14 protein-coding genes and 1 riboswitch are annotated in these 13,189 nt (G+C 68.8%); of the genes, 4 read left to right on the forward strand and 10 right to left on the reverse strand.

Going from position 1 to position 13,189, the window contains the following annotated elements:
• Window positions 1-15 precede the first annotated feature (15 nt).
• A riboswitch (ZMP/ZTP riboswitch) is annotated at window positions 16-100 on the reverse strand.
• The 7 genes from ABD260_RS22720 to dop form a co-directional block, all read right to left on the reverse strand.
• Window positions 100-1,842, reverse strand: coding sequence for a glycoside hydrolase family 84 protein (locus ABD260_RS22720; RefSeq protein ID WP_344236059.1), 1,743 nt, complete (start codon window positions 1,840-1,842; stop codon window positions 100-102). Its footprint overlaps the riboswitch before it by 1 nt.
• Before the next feature lie 3 nt (window positions 1,843-1,845).
• A complete protein-coding gene (locus tag ABD260_RS22725) occupies window positions 1,846-2,265 on the reverse strand; it encodes a nitroreductase family deazaflavin-dependent oxidoreductase (protein ID WP_344236061.1) in 420 nt (139 codons plus the stop codon).
• Window positions 2,266-2,298: 33 nt separating this feature from the next.
• Window positions 2,299-2,790 carry an NUDIX hydrolase gene (locus tag ABD260_RS22730; protein WP_344236063.1) on the reverse strand — a complete coding sequence of 164 codons (492 nt, stop codon included), beginning with the start codon at window positions 2,788-2,790 and terminating at the stop codon, window positions 2,299-2,301.
• A gap of 137 nt (window positions 2,791-2,927) precedes the next feature.
• Window positions 2,928-3,848, reverse strand: coding sequence for a proteasome subunit alpha (gene prcA / locus ABD260_RS22735; protein ID WP_344236065.1), 921 nt, complete (start codon window positions 3,846-3,848; stop codon window positions 2,928-2,930).
• 39 nt (window positions 3,849-3,887) lie between these two features.
• Entirely contained in the window at window positions 3,888-4,730 is an 843-nt protein-coding gene (gene prcB, locus ABD260_RS22740) for a proteasome subunit beta (RefSeq protein WP_344236067.1), read from the reverse strand.
• 8 nt (window positions 4,731-4,738) lie between these two features.
• Window positions 4,739-4,948 (reverse strand): ubiquitin-like protein Pup, encoded by a 210-nt coding sequence (locus tag ABD260_RS22745; protein WP_344236069.1) that lies wholly within the window; start codon window positions 4,946-4,948, stop codon window positions 4,739-4,741.
• A gap of 77 nt (window positions 4,949-5,025) precedes the next feature.
• Entirely contained in the window at window positions 5,026-6,546 is a 1,521-nt protein-coding gene (gene dop, locus ABD260_RS22750) for a depupylase/deamidase Dop (RefSeq protein ID WP_344236071.1), read from the reverse strand.
• 73 nt (window positions 6,547-6,619) lie between these two features.
• Between dop and ABD260_RS22755 the strand changes: the two genes are divergently transcribed.
• Genes ABD260_RS22755 through ABD260_RS22770 form a run of 4 tightly spaced genes read left to right on the forward strand, consistent with a single transcriptional unit; the run spans window position 6,620 to window position 9,356 of the window.
• Entirely contained in the window at window positions 6,620-7,132 is a 513-nt protein-coding gene (locus tag ABD260_RS22755; protein ID WP_344236073.1) for an NUDIX hydrolase, read from the forward strand.
• Entirely contained in the window at window positions 7,129-7,878 is a 750-nt protein-coding gene (locus ABD260_RS22760) for a phosphotransferase (RefSeq protein ID WP_344236075.1), read from the forward strand. The genes ABD260_RS22755 and ABD260_RS22760 overlap by 4 nt, the downstream gene beginning before the upstream one ends.
• Before the next feature lie 36 nt (window positions 7,879-7,914).
• Complete coding sequence (locus tag ABD260_RS22765; RefSeq protein ID WP_344236077.1) at window positions 7,915-8,565, forward strand: RNA polymerase sigma factor; 651 nt, start codon at window positions 7,915-7,917, stop codon at window positions 8,563-8,565.
• Window positions 8,562-9,356, forward strand: a complete 795-nt coding sequence (locus tag ABD260_RS22770; protein ID WP_344236079.1) for a hypothetical protein — start codon at window positions 8,562-8,564, stop codon at window positions 9,354-9,356. Before ABD260_RS22765 ends, ABD260_RS22770 begins: the two co-directional genes overlap by 4 nt.
• 43 nt (window positions 9,357-9,399) lie before the next feature.
• Here the strand turns inward: ABD260_RS22770 and ABD260_RS22775 are convergent, their stop codons facing one another.
• The 3 genes from ABD260_RS22775 to ABD260_RS22785 all read right to left on the reverse strand — a co-directional run bounded on the left by ABD260_RS22775 (window position 9,400) and on the right by ABD260_RS22785 (window position 12,803).
• A complete protein-coding gene (locus ABD260_RS22775) occupies window positions 9,400-9,759 on the reverse strand; it encodes a hypothetical protein (RefSeq protein WP_344236081.1) in 360 nt (119 codons plus the stop codon).
• Window positions 9,760-9,901: 142 nt separating this feature from the next.
• Window positions 9,902-11,647 carry a proteasome ATPase gene (gene arc, locus ABD260_RS22780; protein ID WP_344236083.1) on the reverse strand — a complete coding sequence of 582 codons (1,746 nt, stop codon included), beginning with the start codon at window positions 11,645-11,647 and terminating at the stop codon, window positions 9,902-9,904.
• Window positions 11,648-11,816: 169 nt separating this feature from the next.
• Window positions 11,817-12,803 (reverse strand): tRNA (adenine-N1)-methyltransferase, encoded by a 987-nt coding sequence (locus ABD260_RS22785; protein ID WP_344236085.1) that lies wholly within the window; start codon window positions 12,801-12,803, stop codon window positions 11,817-11,819.
• Window positions 12,804-13,189 lie beyond the last annotated feature (386 nt).

Raw genomic sequence — 13,189 nt, forward strand, 5'->3', positions numbered from 1 at the left:
GCACCTCTGTCATCGTCAGGGTGCCCAGGCGCGCGGCGAAGCCGGATGGCAGACCGTTCCCCGGTGGTGATCCACCTCAGCGCCAGTCGCGGTCCGGTGTCAGGGTACCCGGCTGGTCACCTCGGCGATGAATGCGTCTGCCACTCCGTCGCCGATCCGGGGATGCGTATTGGAGTGCGGAACGCGGATGTCCCGGATCGCTTCGGCGCGGTCGGTCAGGTGCCGGATCTCCGCTCGTGCGGTCGCGACGGCCGACTTGTTGCCCTCCGCCTGTGCCTCCAGCACGCGGAGCGCCTGGCGCAGGGCTTGACCCCAGTAGAACGACGCGTCGAGCCAAGCATCCGCCTCGTCGGCGTAGGCGGGGTCGATCAGGCCGGCGCGGAGCTGAGCCGGTGCGTTCTCGATCGCCTCGAAGTACGGCTCGAGGCCGGCGATCGCGCCGGCCAGGTCACCCGCCTCCCAGGTCGTACGAAACGCAGCCAGGTTCCCGGCCAGGACCGGTGCGTTGGCCAAGTGCAGCATGCCGTCGTACGTGGTCAGGTCCGCGAACACCTCCAGCGCACGGATCGTGTCCTCGTCTCCCCCGGCGCGTTCGGCGATCGCCCGGTGCCAGGACGCGTGCGCGTCGTACGCGGCCGGCTTCCAGCCGAACTCGGCGAACGAGTAGAGCGCGAGCTTGCTGACCGCGGCCTGGTTCATCGGGTTCGAGATCACGCCGACGACCTGCTCCGCCAGTGCAGGCTCACGACCGGTGTACGCGGCCAGCAGGATCCGGCCGTGGGCGTAGTCGTTGACCGGGTAGTTGTCCCAGATCAGGATGTCGTGCCCGAACACCGCCTTCGCCGCGGCCGCTTGTGCGCTCGTGATCTGCTCCGGCACCACCGCGGTTCCGGTCCAGTGCACGATCACGGCCGGGTCCATCCGCTCGCGCAAGGCCTGTTTGTACGGTGATTCGTCGACGTTGTAGTACTCCGTCGGCACCATTTGCAGCGGCGCGACATCCGGCTTCGTGGCGATCCACTCGCGTTGAACCCGATTGCACAAGTCCGCCTGCGCCGTACCCGCCGCGCCGCCACCGGTGCCGTACTTCTCGGCGTCCTCGGGGCAGTGCCACGTCTCGTACTCGATGTCGTCGAGCGGGACGTTGAACACCCGCACGCCCAGCTCGTACAACGCCTCGAACTTGGCGACCAGCGCCTGGTAGTCCTCGTCCGACGTGTACCGGATCGAGAGCCCCGGCGAGAGCGCGAAGGTGAAGTCGACCTTGTTGCGGCTTGCTCGCTCGATCAGCTCGCCCAGCTCGGCGAGTTTGTCCGGCGGGTACGGGTCGCGCCACTGCTCGCGGTGAAAGGCGTCATCCTTCGGCGCGTACTGGTACGTGTTCATCCGGTGCGCGCCGAGATAGTCCAGGTGATCCAGCCGATCGGCGTGCGACCAGGGCGTGCCGTAGAAGCCTTCGATCGAGCCGCGATAGCGCAGCGTCGGCCAGTCGCGGACCTCGACGCCGTCCACCTCGTTGCCTTGGACAAGCTCGTCGAAGGTCAGCGCGGCGTGGTACGTCCCGCGTGCGTCGACGCCGTCCAGCACGACGTGATTGGCGCCGACGGCAACGACGTACCCCTCGGCAGGCAGGTCCGCGGCCGGCCGCACGTCGAGGCCGGTGCCGCCTAGGTGGATGGTCACGGCCGCTTCGCCGTCCACAATCGTCCGGACAGCCGCGCGGGTCAGGGTCGCGCGGACCAGCCGCTCGGCGTCCGGATCGGTGGTCGGGCCGTGCAGCAGCCCGACAGTGTCCCCGAGCGCGAATCCATCCGGGCGGCTGCTGCGCTGCTGCGGCTCCATGGTCTAGGCGCGGCGCAGCTCGAGGACCGGGATGGTGCGGATGCCGGCGGTCTTCACCTCGTACTCGGCGAAGCCCGGGTAGCGGCGCGCCTGCTCGGCGTAGATCCGGTCCCGCTCGTCGCCGGTGACGTCACGGACAGTCACCTTGTACGTCTCCGTACCGCGCTCGATCGTGCCTTCACCGGCCGCGACCAGGTTTTTGTACCATTCCGGGTCCGTCGGGGCGCCGGCCTTGCTGGCGAAGACGTACACGGTGTCCGGGTCGTTCTCGTCGGCCAAGTACATCGTCGGGGCGACGTACTCCTGGCCGCTCTTCCGGCCGCGGTGGTGCAGCAGGGTCATCGGGGCACCTTCGAAGTTGCCGCCGACCTTGCCGTCGTTCGCGCGGAATTCCTCGATGATGCTCGCGTTCCAGTCAGCCATCACAGTCCTCATTCGGTGAGAGATCTCAGGGATTCACAGCAGTCCTGCATGGTCCAACGCAAGATAGGCCGCATCGATGCCCGTCATCGCACCCGGAGTGCGGAGTTCGGTACGGAATGCGTCCACGGTCAGCTCGACCGGTACGCAATCCTCGGCCTCGTCCAGCTGCTGCTTCCCGTCCGGACGGCAGCCGCGGGCGATCCCGACGTACTTGCGGAACGTCGAGGACGCACCGGACCACTGCCAGCCGACCACGTCGAGCGTCTCGCAGGTGTACCCGGTCTCCTCCTCGAGCTCGCGGGCACCGGCCACCGCGACGTCCTCCCCCGGCTCCACCAGACCGCCCGGCAGGTTCGTCACGATGCTGTCCGGACCGGCCCGGAACATCCGGATCGTCACAATCCGCCCCTCCGGGGTCAACGGAAGCACCGTGATCCCGGCCGCAATCCCTTCCTCCGACTTCGGGCCGAACACGTCCCACTCGACCTCGGTCCCGTCCGGCATCCGGTACCGCCGCAGCTTCACCGTCAAAAACCGCTGAAACCCCGGCTCCTCCCCCAGCAACTCCCACGCAACAGGATCCTCGGGCCGATCCGTGGGTAACCCCGGAAACGGCTCAGCCGCCACGTTGTCGGTGGCGGCTGAGGCGTTCTGCTGATCCGTCACAGCGGACGGTTGTCGTCGTCGGGGTCTTCCGGCGGCGCGATCGGTGCGTCGTCGTCGGCCGAGCCAGCACCGGACGCGCCGGACCCAGCCGAACCACCGGAGCCGGACGAACCACCGGCACCGGCTGACCCGTCGGCCCCGGCCGCCGAGCCGTCGTCGCTCCCGGCGCCTGCATCGTCGCCGGACTTGCCAGACTCTTCCGAGGTGCCGGCTGCCGGACGGGAGTCGGTCAGGATGCCCGCGAGCGTCTCCTCGGACATCCGTTTGAACTTGCGGACCTGCGTCCGGGTCCGGTCCAGCACCGCGACCTCGAGCTGGTCCGGAGTCAGCTCCCGGACCTCGGTCCCGTCGTGCCCGAGCGCGTCGACGGCCAGCCGCAGCGCCCCGGCCAGCGAGATCCCGTCGCTGTAGTGCTCGCCGATGTAGTCGGCGACCTGCTCGGCCGCGCCACCCATCACCGCGTACCCACGAACGTCCGCGATCGACCCGTCGTAGGTGAGCCGGTAGATCTGGTCCTCGGCCGCGCTGGCACCGATCTCGGCGACCAGGATCTCCACCTCGAGCGGCTTCTCGCCACCGGAGGAGAAGATCGCGCCGAGCGTCTGCGCGTACGCGTTGGCGAGCGCCCTTCCGGTGACATCCCGCCGGTCGTACGAGTACCCGCGCATGTCCGCGAGCCGGACCCCGGCGATCCGCAGGTTCTCGAACTCGTTGTACCGGCCGACGGCGGCGAACGCCATCCGGTCGTAGATCTCGGCCACCTTGTGCAGCGCGGGCGAGCGGTTCTCCGCGACGAACAGGATGCCGTCGGCGTACTGCAACGCGATCGCGCTGCGGCCCTTGGCGATGCCCTTCCGGGCGAAGTCGGCCCGGTCCCGCATCAGCTGTTCGGGCGAGACGTAGAACGGAACGCTCATCGAATCTGTCGTCCTCTAATCAGTCGATCGGGCAGGTGGTCAGGTCAGGGACGCCGAGGCCGGGCCGTCGGGCCGGGTGTGCCGTTGCGACCAGGCCGCGTCGACCAGCGCCGCGACCTCGTCCTCCGGCAGCCGCCGGTAGCCGTGCGCGGTGACCACGCCGACCACCGGGAAGATCCGCCGCAGCATGTCCGGGCCGCCGGTGGCCGAGTCGTCGTCGGCGGCGTCGATCAGGGACTGGATCGCCACCGTCACGCAGTCGGTCTCGGACAGGTCCTCGCGGTACAGCTTCTTCAGCGCGCCGCGGGCGAACAGCGAACCCGAACCGACGCTGTAGAAGTGGGTCTCCTCGTAGCGACCACCGGTCGGGTCGTACGAGAAGATCCGGCCACCCTTGATGTCCTCGTCGTAGCCGGCGAACAGTGGCACCACGGTCAGGCCCTGCATCGCCATCGGCAGGTTGCCGCGGATCAGTGCGCTCAACCGGTTCGCCTTGCCGTCCAGGCTCAGCGTGGCGCCTTCGAGCTTCTCGTAGTGCTCGAGCTCGACCTGGAACAACCGGACCATCTCGATCCCGAAGCCGGCCGAGCCTGCGAACGCGACCGCGGAGTACTCGTCGGCGGGGAACACCTTCTCGATGTCACGCTGGGCGATGATGTTGCCCATCGTGGCCCGCCGGTCGCCGGCCATCACCACGCCACCGGGGAAGGTGGCGGCGACGATGGTCGTCCCGTGCGGGACCTCACTGGACAGGTCACCCTGGCCCAGGGACCGTCGTCCGGGCAGCAGGTCGGGCGCGTGCCCGGCCAGGAAGTCCATGAACGACGAGCCACCTGGGGTCAGGAAGGCTTCCGGCAGCCGGCCGGAGGCATCAGAAGTCATCGAGCGGTTCACTCCCCACCCTTTTGCACGAATCCGCGGACGAACTCCTCGGCGTTCTCCTCCAGGACCTCGTCGATCTCGTCCAGGATCGAATCGACGTCGTCGTCGAGCCGTTCCTTGCGCTCCTGGACATCCTCCGACGCCTCGACCTGCTCGACCTCTTCCTCGGTCGACGAACGCTTCGGCTGCTTGTGCTGCTGACCGCCGTCCTTCGCCATCTGGCCCACCTCCTAGAACCGCCGCCCGCGCCGCCCGCCCAACCGGCCGGCGCGGTGTTTCTCCGTATACGGCGACCCTACCCGGCGGCACCCCCAGTAATGGTGCGAACCAGGTCACTTGCGGTGTCGCATTGGTCAAGAAGTTGCCCGACATGCGCTTTGGTGCCCCGCAGCGGGTCAAGGGTGGGGATCCGCTGCAACGATTCCTTGCCCGGCAGATCGAAGATCACCGAGTCCCAGGAGGCCGCGGCGACCTGCGGCGCGTACTGCTGCATGCACCGGCCGCGGAAGTACGCCCGGGTGTCGGTGGGCGGATGCGCGACCGCCATCCGGATCTCCTCGTCGGTGACGACGCGCTGCATCCGGCCGGATTTCACCAACCGGTAGTACAGACCTTTGTCCGGACGAAGGTCGGCGTACTGCAGGTCGACCAGGTGCAGCTTCGAGTCGTCCCAGTCCAGGCCGTCGCGATCCCGGTACTGCTGGAGGAGCTTGTACTTCGCGACCCAGTCGAGCTGGTCGGACAACCCCATCGGATCGGTCGCGAGCTGGTCCAGGACCTGCTCCCAGCGGTGCAGCACGTCCTTGGTCTGCCGGTCCGCGTCGTCGCCGTACTTGTCCTCGACGTACTTCCGCGCCTGCTCCAGGTACTCCGTCTGCAGCTGGACGGCGGTGATCTTGCGGCCGTCCTTGAGGGTCAGCAGATGCGTACACGACGGGTCGTGGCTGACCTCGTGCAGCGTGGTCACCGGCCGGTCGACGCCCAGGTCGTCGGTCAGCCAGCCGTCCTCGATCATCGCCAGCACCAGCGACGTGGTGCCGACCTTCAGGTACGTCGAGATCTCGGACAGGTTCGCGTCGCCGATGATCACGTGCAGCCGGCGGTAGCGGTCCGGGTTCGCGTGCGGTTCGTCGCGGGTGTTGATGATCGGCCGCTTCAGCGTCGTCTCCAGGCCGACCTCGACCTCGAAGTAGTCGGCTCGCTGGCTGACCTGAAAGCCGTGCGTCGCGCCGTCCTGACCGATCCCGACCCGGCCGGCCCCGGTGACTACCTGACGGCTCACGAAGAACGGGGTCAGATGCCGCACGATCGACGCGAACGGTGTCGACCGGCGCATCAGATAGTTCTCGTGCGACCCGTACGACGCGCCCTTGTTGTCGACGTTGTTCTTGTACAGGTTGAGTTGGGGCGCGCCGGGGATCAGCCGGGCCTGGCGCGCGCCCTCCATGATCACCAGCTCGCCGGCCTTGTCCCACACCACCGCGTCGCGCGGGTTGGTGGTCTCGGGCGCCGAGTACTCCGGGTGCGCATGGTCGACGTACAACCGGGCGCCGTTGGTGAGGATCACGTTCGCCAGGCCGGTCTCCTCGTCGGTGAGCTGGCTGGAGTCCGCCACCTCCCGGCTGAGGTCGAACCCGCGCGCGTCCCGCAGCGGATGCTCCTCGTCGAAGTCCCACCGCGTCTTCCGCGCGAGCGGCTGCGTCTGCGCGTAGCCGTTCACCACCTGGCTAGAGGTCAGCATCGGGTTCGCCCCGGGCTGGCCTGGCACCGAGATCCCGAACTCGGTTTCGGTACCCATGATCCGCCGAACACTCATGGAGTTGAGCCTACGCGGTGCGAACGACTAAAGCGGTTGCCGTGTCCACAGGGTTACCTGCAAAACTGCTTGAGTGGACGGACAGGTGGACGAACTGGTGGCACTGCTCGACGACGCCAACCGGATCATCGGCTCCGCGCAGCGATCGGTGATGCGCCGGGACAACCTGCGGCACTCCGCCACCGGCGTGGTCGTCCGGAATCCGGCCGGTGACATCTACGTCCATCGCCGGACGCCGACCAAGGACGTGTACCCGGGCCGGTACGACTTCGCCGCCGGTGGAGTCGTGGCAGCCGGTGAAGAGCCGTTCCACGCGGTTGTTCGCGAGCTGGACGAGGAGCTCGGGATCACGGGCGTCGAGCTGGTCCGGCTGCCGGAAGGTGATTACGCCGACGAGAACACCCGGTACCACGCGTACCTGTACACCTGTGTCTGGGACGGCCCGATCCGGCACCAGCCGGAGGAGGTCGCGTGGGGTGCGTGGATGTCGCCGAGCGAGCTCGTCGCCAAGCTCGACGACCCGGGGTGGTCCTTCATGCCGGACACCGTCGGCCTGCTCGGTGACAATGTCCGGAGCTTGTTATGACGATCATCGAGGGCTGGGACAGTCGCGCATGGATCGAAGGCGACTGGATCCATCGGTCGCCTCGGCGCGACGAGGTGCGGCCGCGGCTGCTCGCCGAAACCACGCTCCTCCCCTGGCTCGCTCCGCAGCTCCCGCTCCCTGTGCCGGTGCCTGAGGCGACTGCGGACGGCGTACGTCACCTGATGCTGACCGGCGAGCCGTACGGCGGCACGGGCGACCGCGATACGGCGATCGGCCGCGAGCTGGGTGCGTTCCTCAAGGCGCTGCACGCCGTCGACCCGTCCGAAGCGGTCCACCACGGCGCGCTCGACGCTCCGACCGCACGAGCGCGCAAGACGGCCGAGCTGGACGATTTCCGGACACAGATCGTGCCGCTGCTCCCCGCAGAGGTCCGGACCACCGCCGGCGCCCTGCTCGACCGGGTCGCCCAGGTCCGCACCGCCCTGATCCACTGCGACTTCGGCCCGGACCACATCCTGATGACGGGTGATCAGATCACCGGCATCATCGACTGGACCGACGCCGTGATCGGCGACCCGGCATTGGACCTCTGCTGGCTCCTGAACGGCGCTCCAGCGCCCGTCGCAGCGGCTGCCATGGACGTGTACGGCCCCACGCCGGACCTGATCACCCGGGCCACGGACTGGGCACGGCTGAGCCCCTGGTACGGCGTGCACCGCGGAATCCGGCTCGGCCTTTCCGCGGATGTGGACCGTGGCCTGACGGAGATCCTGACCCAGCTCTGATGCAACCATCGGACGGCTGAGCGGTCACTGACCAATGTGAAGATCATCCTGACCGACGAGACGGAGCCTGCCATGGCGACCGGCGCGGGAGATGGTGACGGCCCGGCCCAACCGTCGCGCGACCACGAGCTGTGGGATCGCCTGCGGGAGGGCGACCGGCTCGCGCTCGGCGAACTGTTCGACAAGTACGCCGACGCGGTGCACGCGTTCGCTTTCCGGCGGACCGCGTCCTGGTCGACCGCCGACGACGTCGTCCAGGCGACGTTCGTCTCGCTCTGGCGCCGCTTCGAGCGCAATCCACCAGGCCCGCTGACCGGCCCGACCGCCCAGGGCTACCTGCTCACCGTCGCGGCCAACGAATGCCGAGCCCTTGCCCGCACGGCGGCCCGCTTCCGCGCCCTCCTGACCCGCGTGCCCGTCCCCGAGCCGGCCACCGACCCGGCTGCCGAGGTTGCCCGCCGGCTGGACGACGAGGCCCGCATGTCAGCGGCTCGCCGGGCCGTCGCCGCCCTCCCACGCCACGAGCGCGAAACCCTCGAACTCGTCGTCTGGTCCGGCCTGACCTACGCCGAGGCCGCCGACGCCCTCGGCGTACCCATCGGCACCGTCAAGGCGCGCCTGCACCGCACCCGCCGCCGCTTTCCGGACCTCATGTCTCGCGTCACCCTCACTGAGGAGCTCCCATGACCACCCAGCTCGACCAGCAGCCCGTACCCCCGCCCGTTCCGCCGCTGAGCACCGACCAGCGCAACCGCCTCCGGCGTCAGGTGATGGAGCGCACCGCGCCCGCCACCGGCAGTACGCGCCGATGGATCGCCCCGGCGATCGCTGTCGGCGCCGTCGCGGCCGTCGTCGCCGGAACGCTCGCCATCACCCATCAGCGCACCGATCCCCAGGTAGCCGGCGTACCGGCGGCGACCACCGTCAGCGGCCTGAAAGTCGTGCCGGACGCCGAAGCGGCCGCCGCGTTCAAGAACACCTGCCTGGCACCGGGCAAGAAGCTCAAGGATCCGATCAAGGTCCTCTGGGCGCGACGGGTCCCGGGCCGGACACTGGCGAGCACCAACATCCTGATGCTCGTGAAGGGTTCCAGCGAACTCGGCGCGTCCGGCGTCGAGGCCTGCCTGACGGCCGGCACTCGGCGCGGTGAGGTGTCCGCGGCGGGCGTGCCCTGGAACCAGCCACCGACGCGAAAGCAAGGTCTGAGGGCGCTGTCCGGCGGTCGGTACTCGACTCAGACACCAGCACCGCAGTCCCAGCTCTGGACGCTCTACCAGGCCAGTCCGGAGATCGCCCGGATCGAGTCACGCTTCGTCTGGAAGGGCGGCAAAGGTCCCTGGCAGCCCGGGTACGTGGACAGCGGCTTCGCGTACACCGACAGCCGGAGCAACACGTTCGTACCCGTCACCGGCAGTCAGCACGAGGAGGTGCGCGCGTACGACGCTCAGGGCCGGCTGATCCCGATCGCGCCCAAGTAGCCGAGGTAACCGCCGGCCGCCTGATCCGGGCCGGCCGGAACGCTCAGCGGCGGCGGGCGATTGTCCGGGCGTAGTTGATGCCGACCAGGCCGGCCCAGCAGATCAGGACGCCGAACTTGCCCATCATGCTGGCCGAGATCGCGGTGATCGGGATCGCGGCGACGATCGACACGATCGCAAGTGCGAGGCCACCTGGGTCGGCTTCGCGGCTCGACGGCCGCCGCACCGGCTGATCCGGCCGATCAGGCATCGCGTCGGGTAGCAGGCCGGCGCGGCGATGCACGTCCCGCTGGTCGAGCTTCGCCAGGAAGCTGTCGATGATCTCGTCCTCGTACTCGGGGCCGAGCTCCTGCCGGGCCGCCACCGCCGCCCGCAGGTCCTTGCGCACCTCGTCCGTCGCCATAGCAGCAAGTTACGGCGCACTGCCGGCCGTACCAATGGGGGAAACCCCCCGATCCGACCGGGGGTTAGCACTACCCCGGTCAGGGACAAACGACGATCGCCCCCGCACCGTACAGTGCGGGGGCGATCGTCGTTCGCAGGTCTTACAGGTACTGACCCGTGTTGGTCGCCGTGTCGATCGACCGGCCCGGCTCGGTGCCCTGCTTGCCGGAGATGAGCGTACGGATGTACACGATCCGCTCGCCCTTCTTGCCGGAGATCCGGGCCCAGTCGTCCGGGTTGGTGGTGTTCGGCAGGTCCTCGTTCTCCTTGAACTCGTCCACGCAAGCCTGCAGCAGGTGCTGAACCCGCAGGCCCTTCTGGTTCTCGTCCAGGAACGCCTTGATCGCCATCTTCTTCGCCCGGTCGACGATGTTCTGGATCATCGCGCCCGAGTTGAAGTCCTTGAAGTACAGGACCTCCTTGTCACCGTTCGCGTACGTGACCTCGAGGAACCGGTTCTCGTCGGCCTCGGTGTACATCCGCTCGACGGTGCGCTGGATCATCCCGTCCACACACGCCTGCCGGTCACCGCTGAACTCGTTCAGGTCGTCGGTGTGCAGCGGCAGCCCGCTGGTCAGGTACTTCGAGAAGATGTCCCGGGCCGCCTCCGCGTCCGGGCGCTCGATCTTGATCTTCACGTCCAGCCGGCCGGGCCGCAGGATCGCCGGGTCGATCATGTCCTCACGGTTCGAGGCACCGATCACGAGGACGTTCTCCAGGCCCTCGACACCGTCGATCTCGCTCAGCAGCTGCGGGACGATGGTGTTCTCGACATCCGAGGAGACGCCCGAGCCGCGGGTCCGGAACAGGGAGTCCATCTCGTCGAAGAACACGATCACCGGCATCCCCTCGGACGCCTTCTCGCGGGCCCGCTGGAAGACCAGGCGGATGTGCCGCTCGGTCTCTCCGACGTACTTGTTCAGCAGCTCCGGGCCCTTGATGTTCAGGAAGAACGACTTCTGCTCGGCGACCCCGGTGCGCTCGGCGACCTTCTTGGCCAGCGAGTTCGCCACCGCTTTCGCGATCAGCGTCTTGCCACATCCGGGCGGGCCGTAGAGCAGCACGCCCTTCGGCGGCTTGAGCTCGTGCTCGAGGAACAGGTCCTTGTGCAGGTACGGCAGCTCGACCGCGTCCCGGATCTGCTCGATCTGGCCGGTCAGGCCGCCGATCTGGGTGTAGTCGATGTCCGGGACCTCTTCGAGCACCAGCTCCTCGACCTCGGACTTCGGGATCTTCTCGTAGACGTAGCCGGAGCGCGGCTCGAGCAGCAGCGAGTCACCGGACCGCAACGGGATGTCGAGCAGCGGCGTGGCCAGCCGGACCACCCGTTCCTCGTCCGCCTGCGCGATCACCAGCGCCCGCTCACCGTCGGCGAGCAGCTCCTTCAGCATCACCACGTCGCCGACGACCTCGAAGTCGCAGGCCTCGACCACGTTGAGGGCTTCGTTCAGCATCAGTTCCTGGCCGAGCTGGAGCGCGTCCAGGTCGACCGACGGGCTCGCCGCGACCCGGAGCTTCCGGCCGCCGGTGAAAACGTCCAGCGTGTCGTCTTCGTTCCGTCCGAGGAAGGTGCCGAATCCGGACGGCGGTTGGGCCAGCCGGTCGACTTCCTCCTTCAGGGCGATGATCTTCTCTCGCGCCTCGCGCAGCGTGTCCGCCAGCCGCTCGTTCTGAGCGGTGACACTCGCCAAGGAGGCCTGGGTTTCGGACAGCCTGCTCTCGAGCGACCGGCTGTCTGCCGGGTGCTCGAGCAGCCGTCGTCGCAACGCCGCGACTTCGGCCTCCAGGTACCGGACCTGGTTACGCAGTTCTGCCGCGGTAGGACTCTCGTCTCCAGCCACGATCATCACCTCACCATGTGGGGCTCGACCCTATGGACCTTACCCAGAAAACCTCGCCGGGCAAGCTGAATCCCATCACGTGTCGGTTGCGGATGGGATGTCGCCTGGCAAGCTGAATGCCGTCAAGTCTCGGTTGCGGATGGGATGTCGAATCCCATCATGAGCCGGTTCCGGATCAGGTGGTTGCCGTCGGCATGTCGCCCGGAGATTCAGTCACAGGTCCAGCGACAGGTTCGGCGACAGCTTCGGCACCGGGTTCGGCGCGGCGCGGGCCGGCGTAGTCGTCGCCGTACGCACCGGGTGCCGGACGGCGCTTCTTCCGGGGTGCCTGCACCCCGTGCGCCATCCGCCGCGCGGTCACCAGGAACGCGGTGTGACCCTGCATCCGGTGTCCCGGACGGACGGCGAGTCCCTCCACATGCCAGTCTCGCACGAGCGATTCCCAGGCGCGCGGCTCCGTGAACTCACCATGCGCCCGCAACGTCTCCACAAACCGGCTCAGCTGCGTCGTGGTCGCCACGTACGCGCAGAACACCCCACCCGGCGACAGTGCGGCCGCGACCACGTCCACGCACTCCCAGGGCGCCAGCATGTCCAGTACGACCCGGTCGACGTCCCGCTCGGTCAGCTGTTCGGCCAGATCGCCGACCTCGAGCCGCCAGGCCGGGTGCTCGGCGCCGAAGAAACCGGTCACGTTCTTCCGCGCGACCTCGGCGAAGTCCTCCCGCCGCTCGTACGAGATGACCTGCCCGTGAATCCCGACCGCCCGCAGCAGCGCGGTGGTCAGCGCGCCCGAACCGGCGCCCGCCTCGACCACCTTCGCGCCCGGGAAGATGTCGGCCATGGTGACGATCTGGGCGGTGTCCTTCGGGTAGATCACCGCCGCGCCGCGCGGCATCGAGACCGAGTAGTCGGCCATCAGCGGCCGCAGCGCCAGGTACTCGACGTTGCCCTTGGAACGGATCACCACCGCGTCCGGACCGTCGATCAGGTCGTCGTGCGCGATCCCGCCCTTGGTGGTGTGGAAGATCTTCCCGCGCTCCAGCTTGACCGAGTGCCGGCGGCCCTTCGAGTCCTGCAGGGTGATCCACTCACCCTCCTGCAGCGGTCCGTGATGGACCCCGGAGAACGCCTGATCGGGAAAGTCACGCAAGTCAGCCATAAGGCGCTCACCTTAACCGGCTCCCCCCTGCAGCCGATGCGCAGGCCAGTCGTGCCGGCACGCCGCCACCGCCCCCTCGCGCCACCACCGCCCCCTCGCGCCGCCACCGCTCCCCCGTGCCGCCACCGCCACCTCGCGCCACCACCGCCCCCTCGCGCCGCCACCGCCCCCTCGCGCCGCCACCGCTCGTCTCAGGGGCCGACCCCTGAGCTGATGGGTTGACCCCCGAGATTCTCACGGCCAAACCCACCAGCTCAGGGGTCAGCCCCTCAGACGACGGGCCGGGCGGAGGGCAGGGCGGCGGGGCGGCGGGGCGGCGGGCCGGGCGGGGCGGGGCGCCGGGCCGCGCGGAGGGCGGGGCGCCGGGCCGGGCGGGGCGGTGGGCC

Source organism: Kribbella hippodromi, assembly GCF_039531045.1.
Classification (GTDB): Bacteria; Actinomycetota; Actinomycetes; order Propionibacteriales; family Kribbellaceae; genus Kribbella; species Kribbella hippodromi.

Bases quoted from the DNA above. Each gene is read 5' to 3' on its own strand.
- ABD260_RS22720 (WP_344236059.1), bottom strand. From the start codon at position 1,842: ATGGAGCCGCAGCAGCGCAGCAGCCGCCCGGATGGATTCGCGCTCGGG.
- ABD260_RS22725 (WP_344236061.1), bottom strand. From the start codon at position 2,265: ATGGCTGACTGGAACGCGAGCATCATCGAGGAATTCCGCGCGAACGAC.
- prcA (WP_344236065.1), bottom strand. From the start codon at position 3,848: ATGAGCGTTCCGTTCTACGTCTCGCCCGAACAGCTGATGCGGGACCGG.
- prcB (WP_344236067.1), bottom strand. From the start codon at position 4,730: ATGACTTCTGATGCCTCCGGCCGGCTGCCGGAAGCCTTCCTGACCCCA.
- ABD260_RS22745 (WP_344236069.1), bottom strand. From the start codon at position 4,948: ATGGCGAAGGACGGCGGTCAGCAGCACAAGCAGCCGAAGCGTTCGTCG.
- dop (WP_344236071.1), bottom strand. From the start codon at position 6,546: ATGAGTGTTCGGCGGATCATGGGTACCGAAACCGAGTTCGGGATCTCG.
- ABD260_RS22760 (WP_344236075.1), top strand. From the start codon at position 7,129: ATGACGATCATCGAGGGCTGGGACAGTCGCGCATGGATCGAAGGCGAC.
- ABD260_RS22770 (WP_344236079.1), top strand. From the start codon at position 8,562: ATGACCACCCAGCTCGACCAGCAGCCCGTACCCCCGCCCGTTCCGCCG.
- ABD260_RS22775 (WP_344236081.1), bottom strand. From the start codon at position 9,759: ATGGCGACGGACGAGGTGCGCAAGGACCTGCGGGCGGCGGTGGCGGCC.
- arc (WP_344236083.1), bottom strand. From the start codon at position 11,647: ATGATCGTGGCTGGAGACGAGAGTCCTACCGCGGCAGAACTGCGTAAC.
- ABD260_RS22785 (WP_344236085.1), bottom strand. From the start codon at position 12,803: ATGGCTGACTTGCGTGACTTTCCCGATCAGGCGTTCTCCGGGGTCCAT.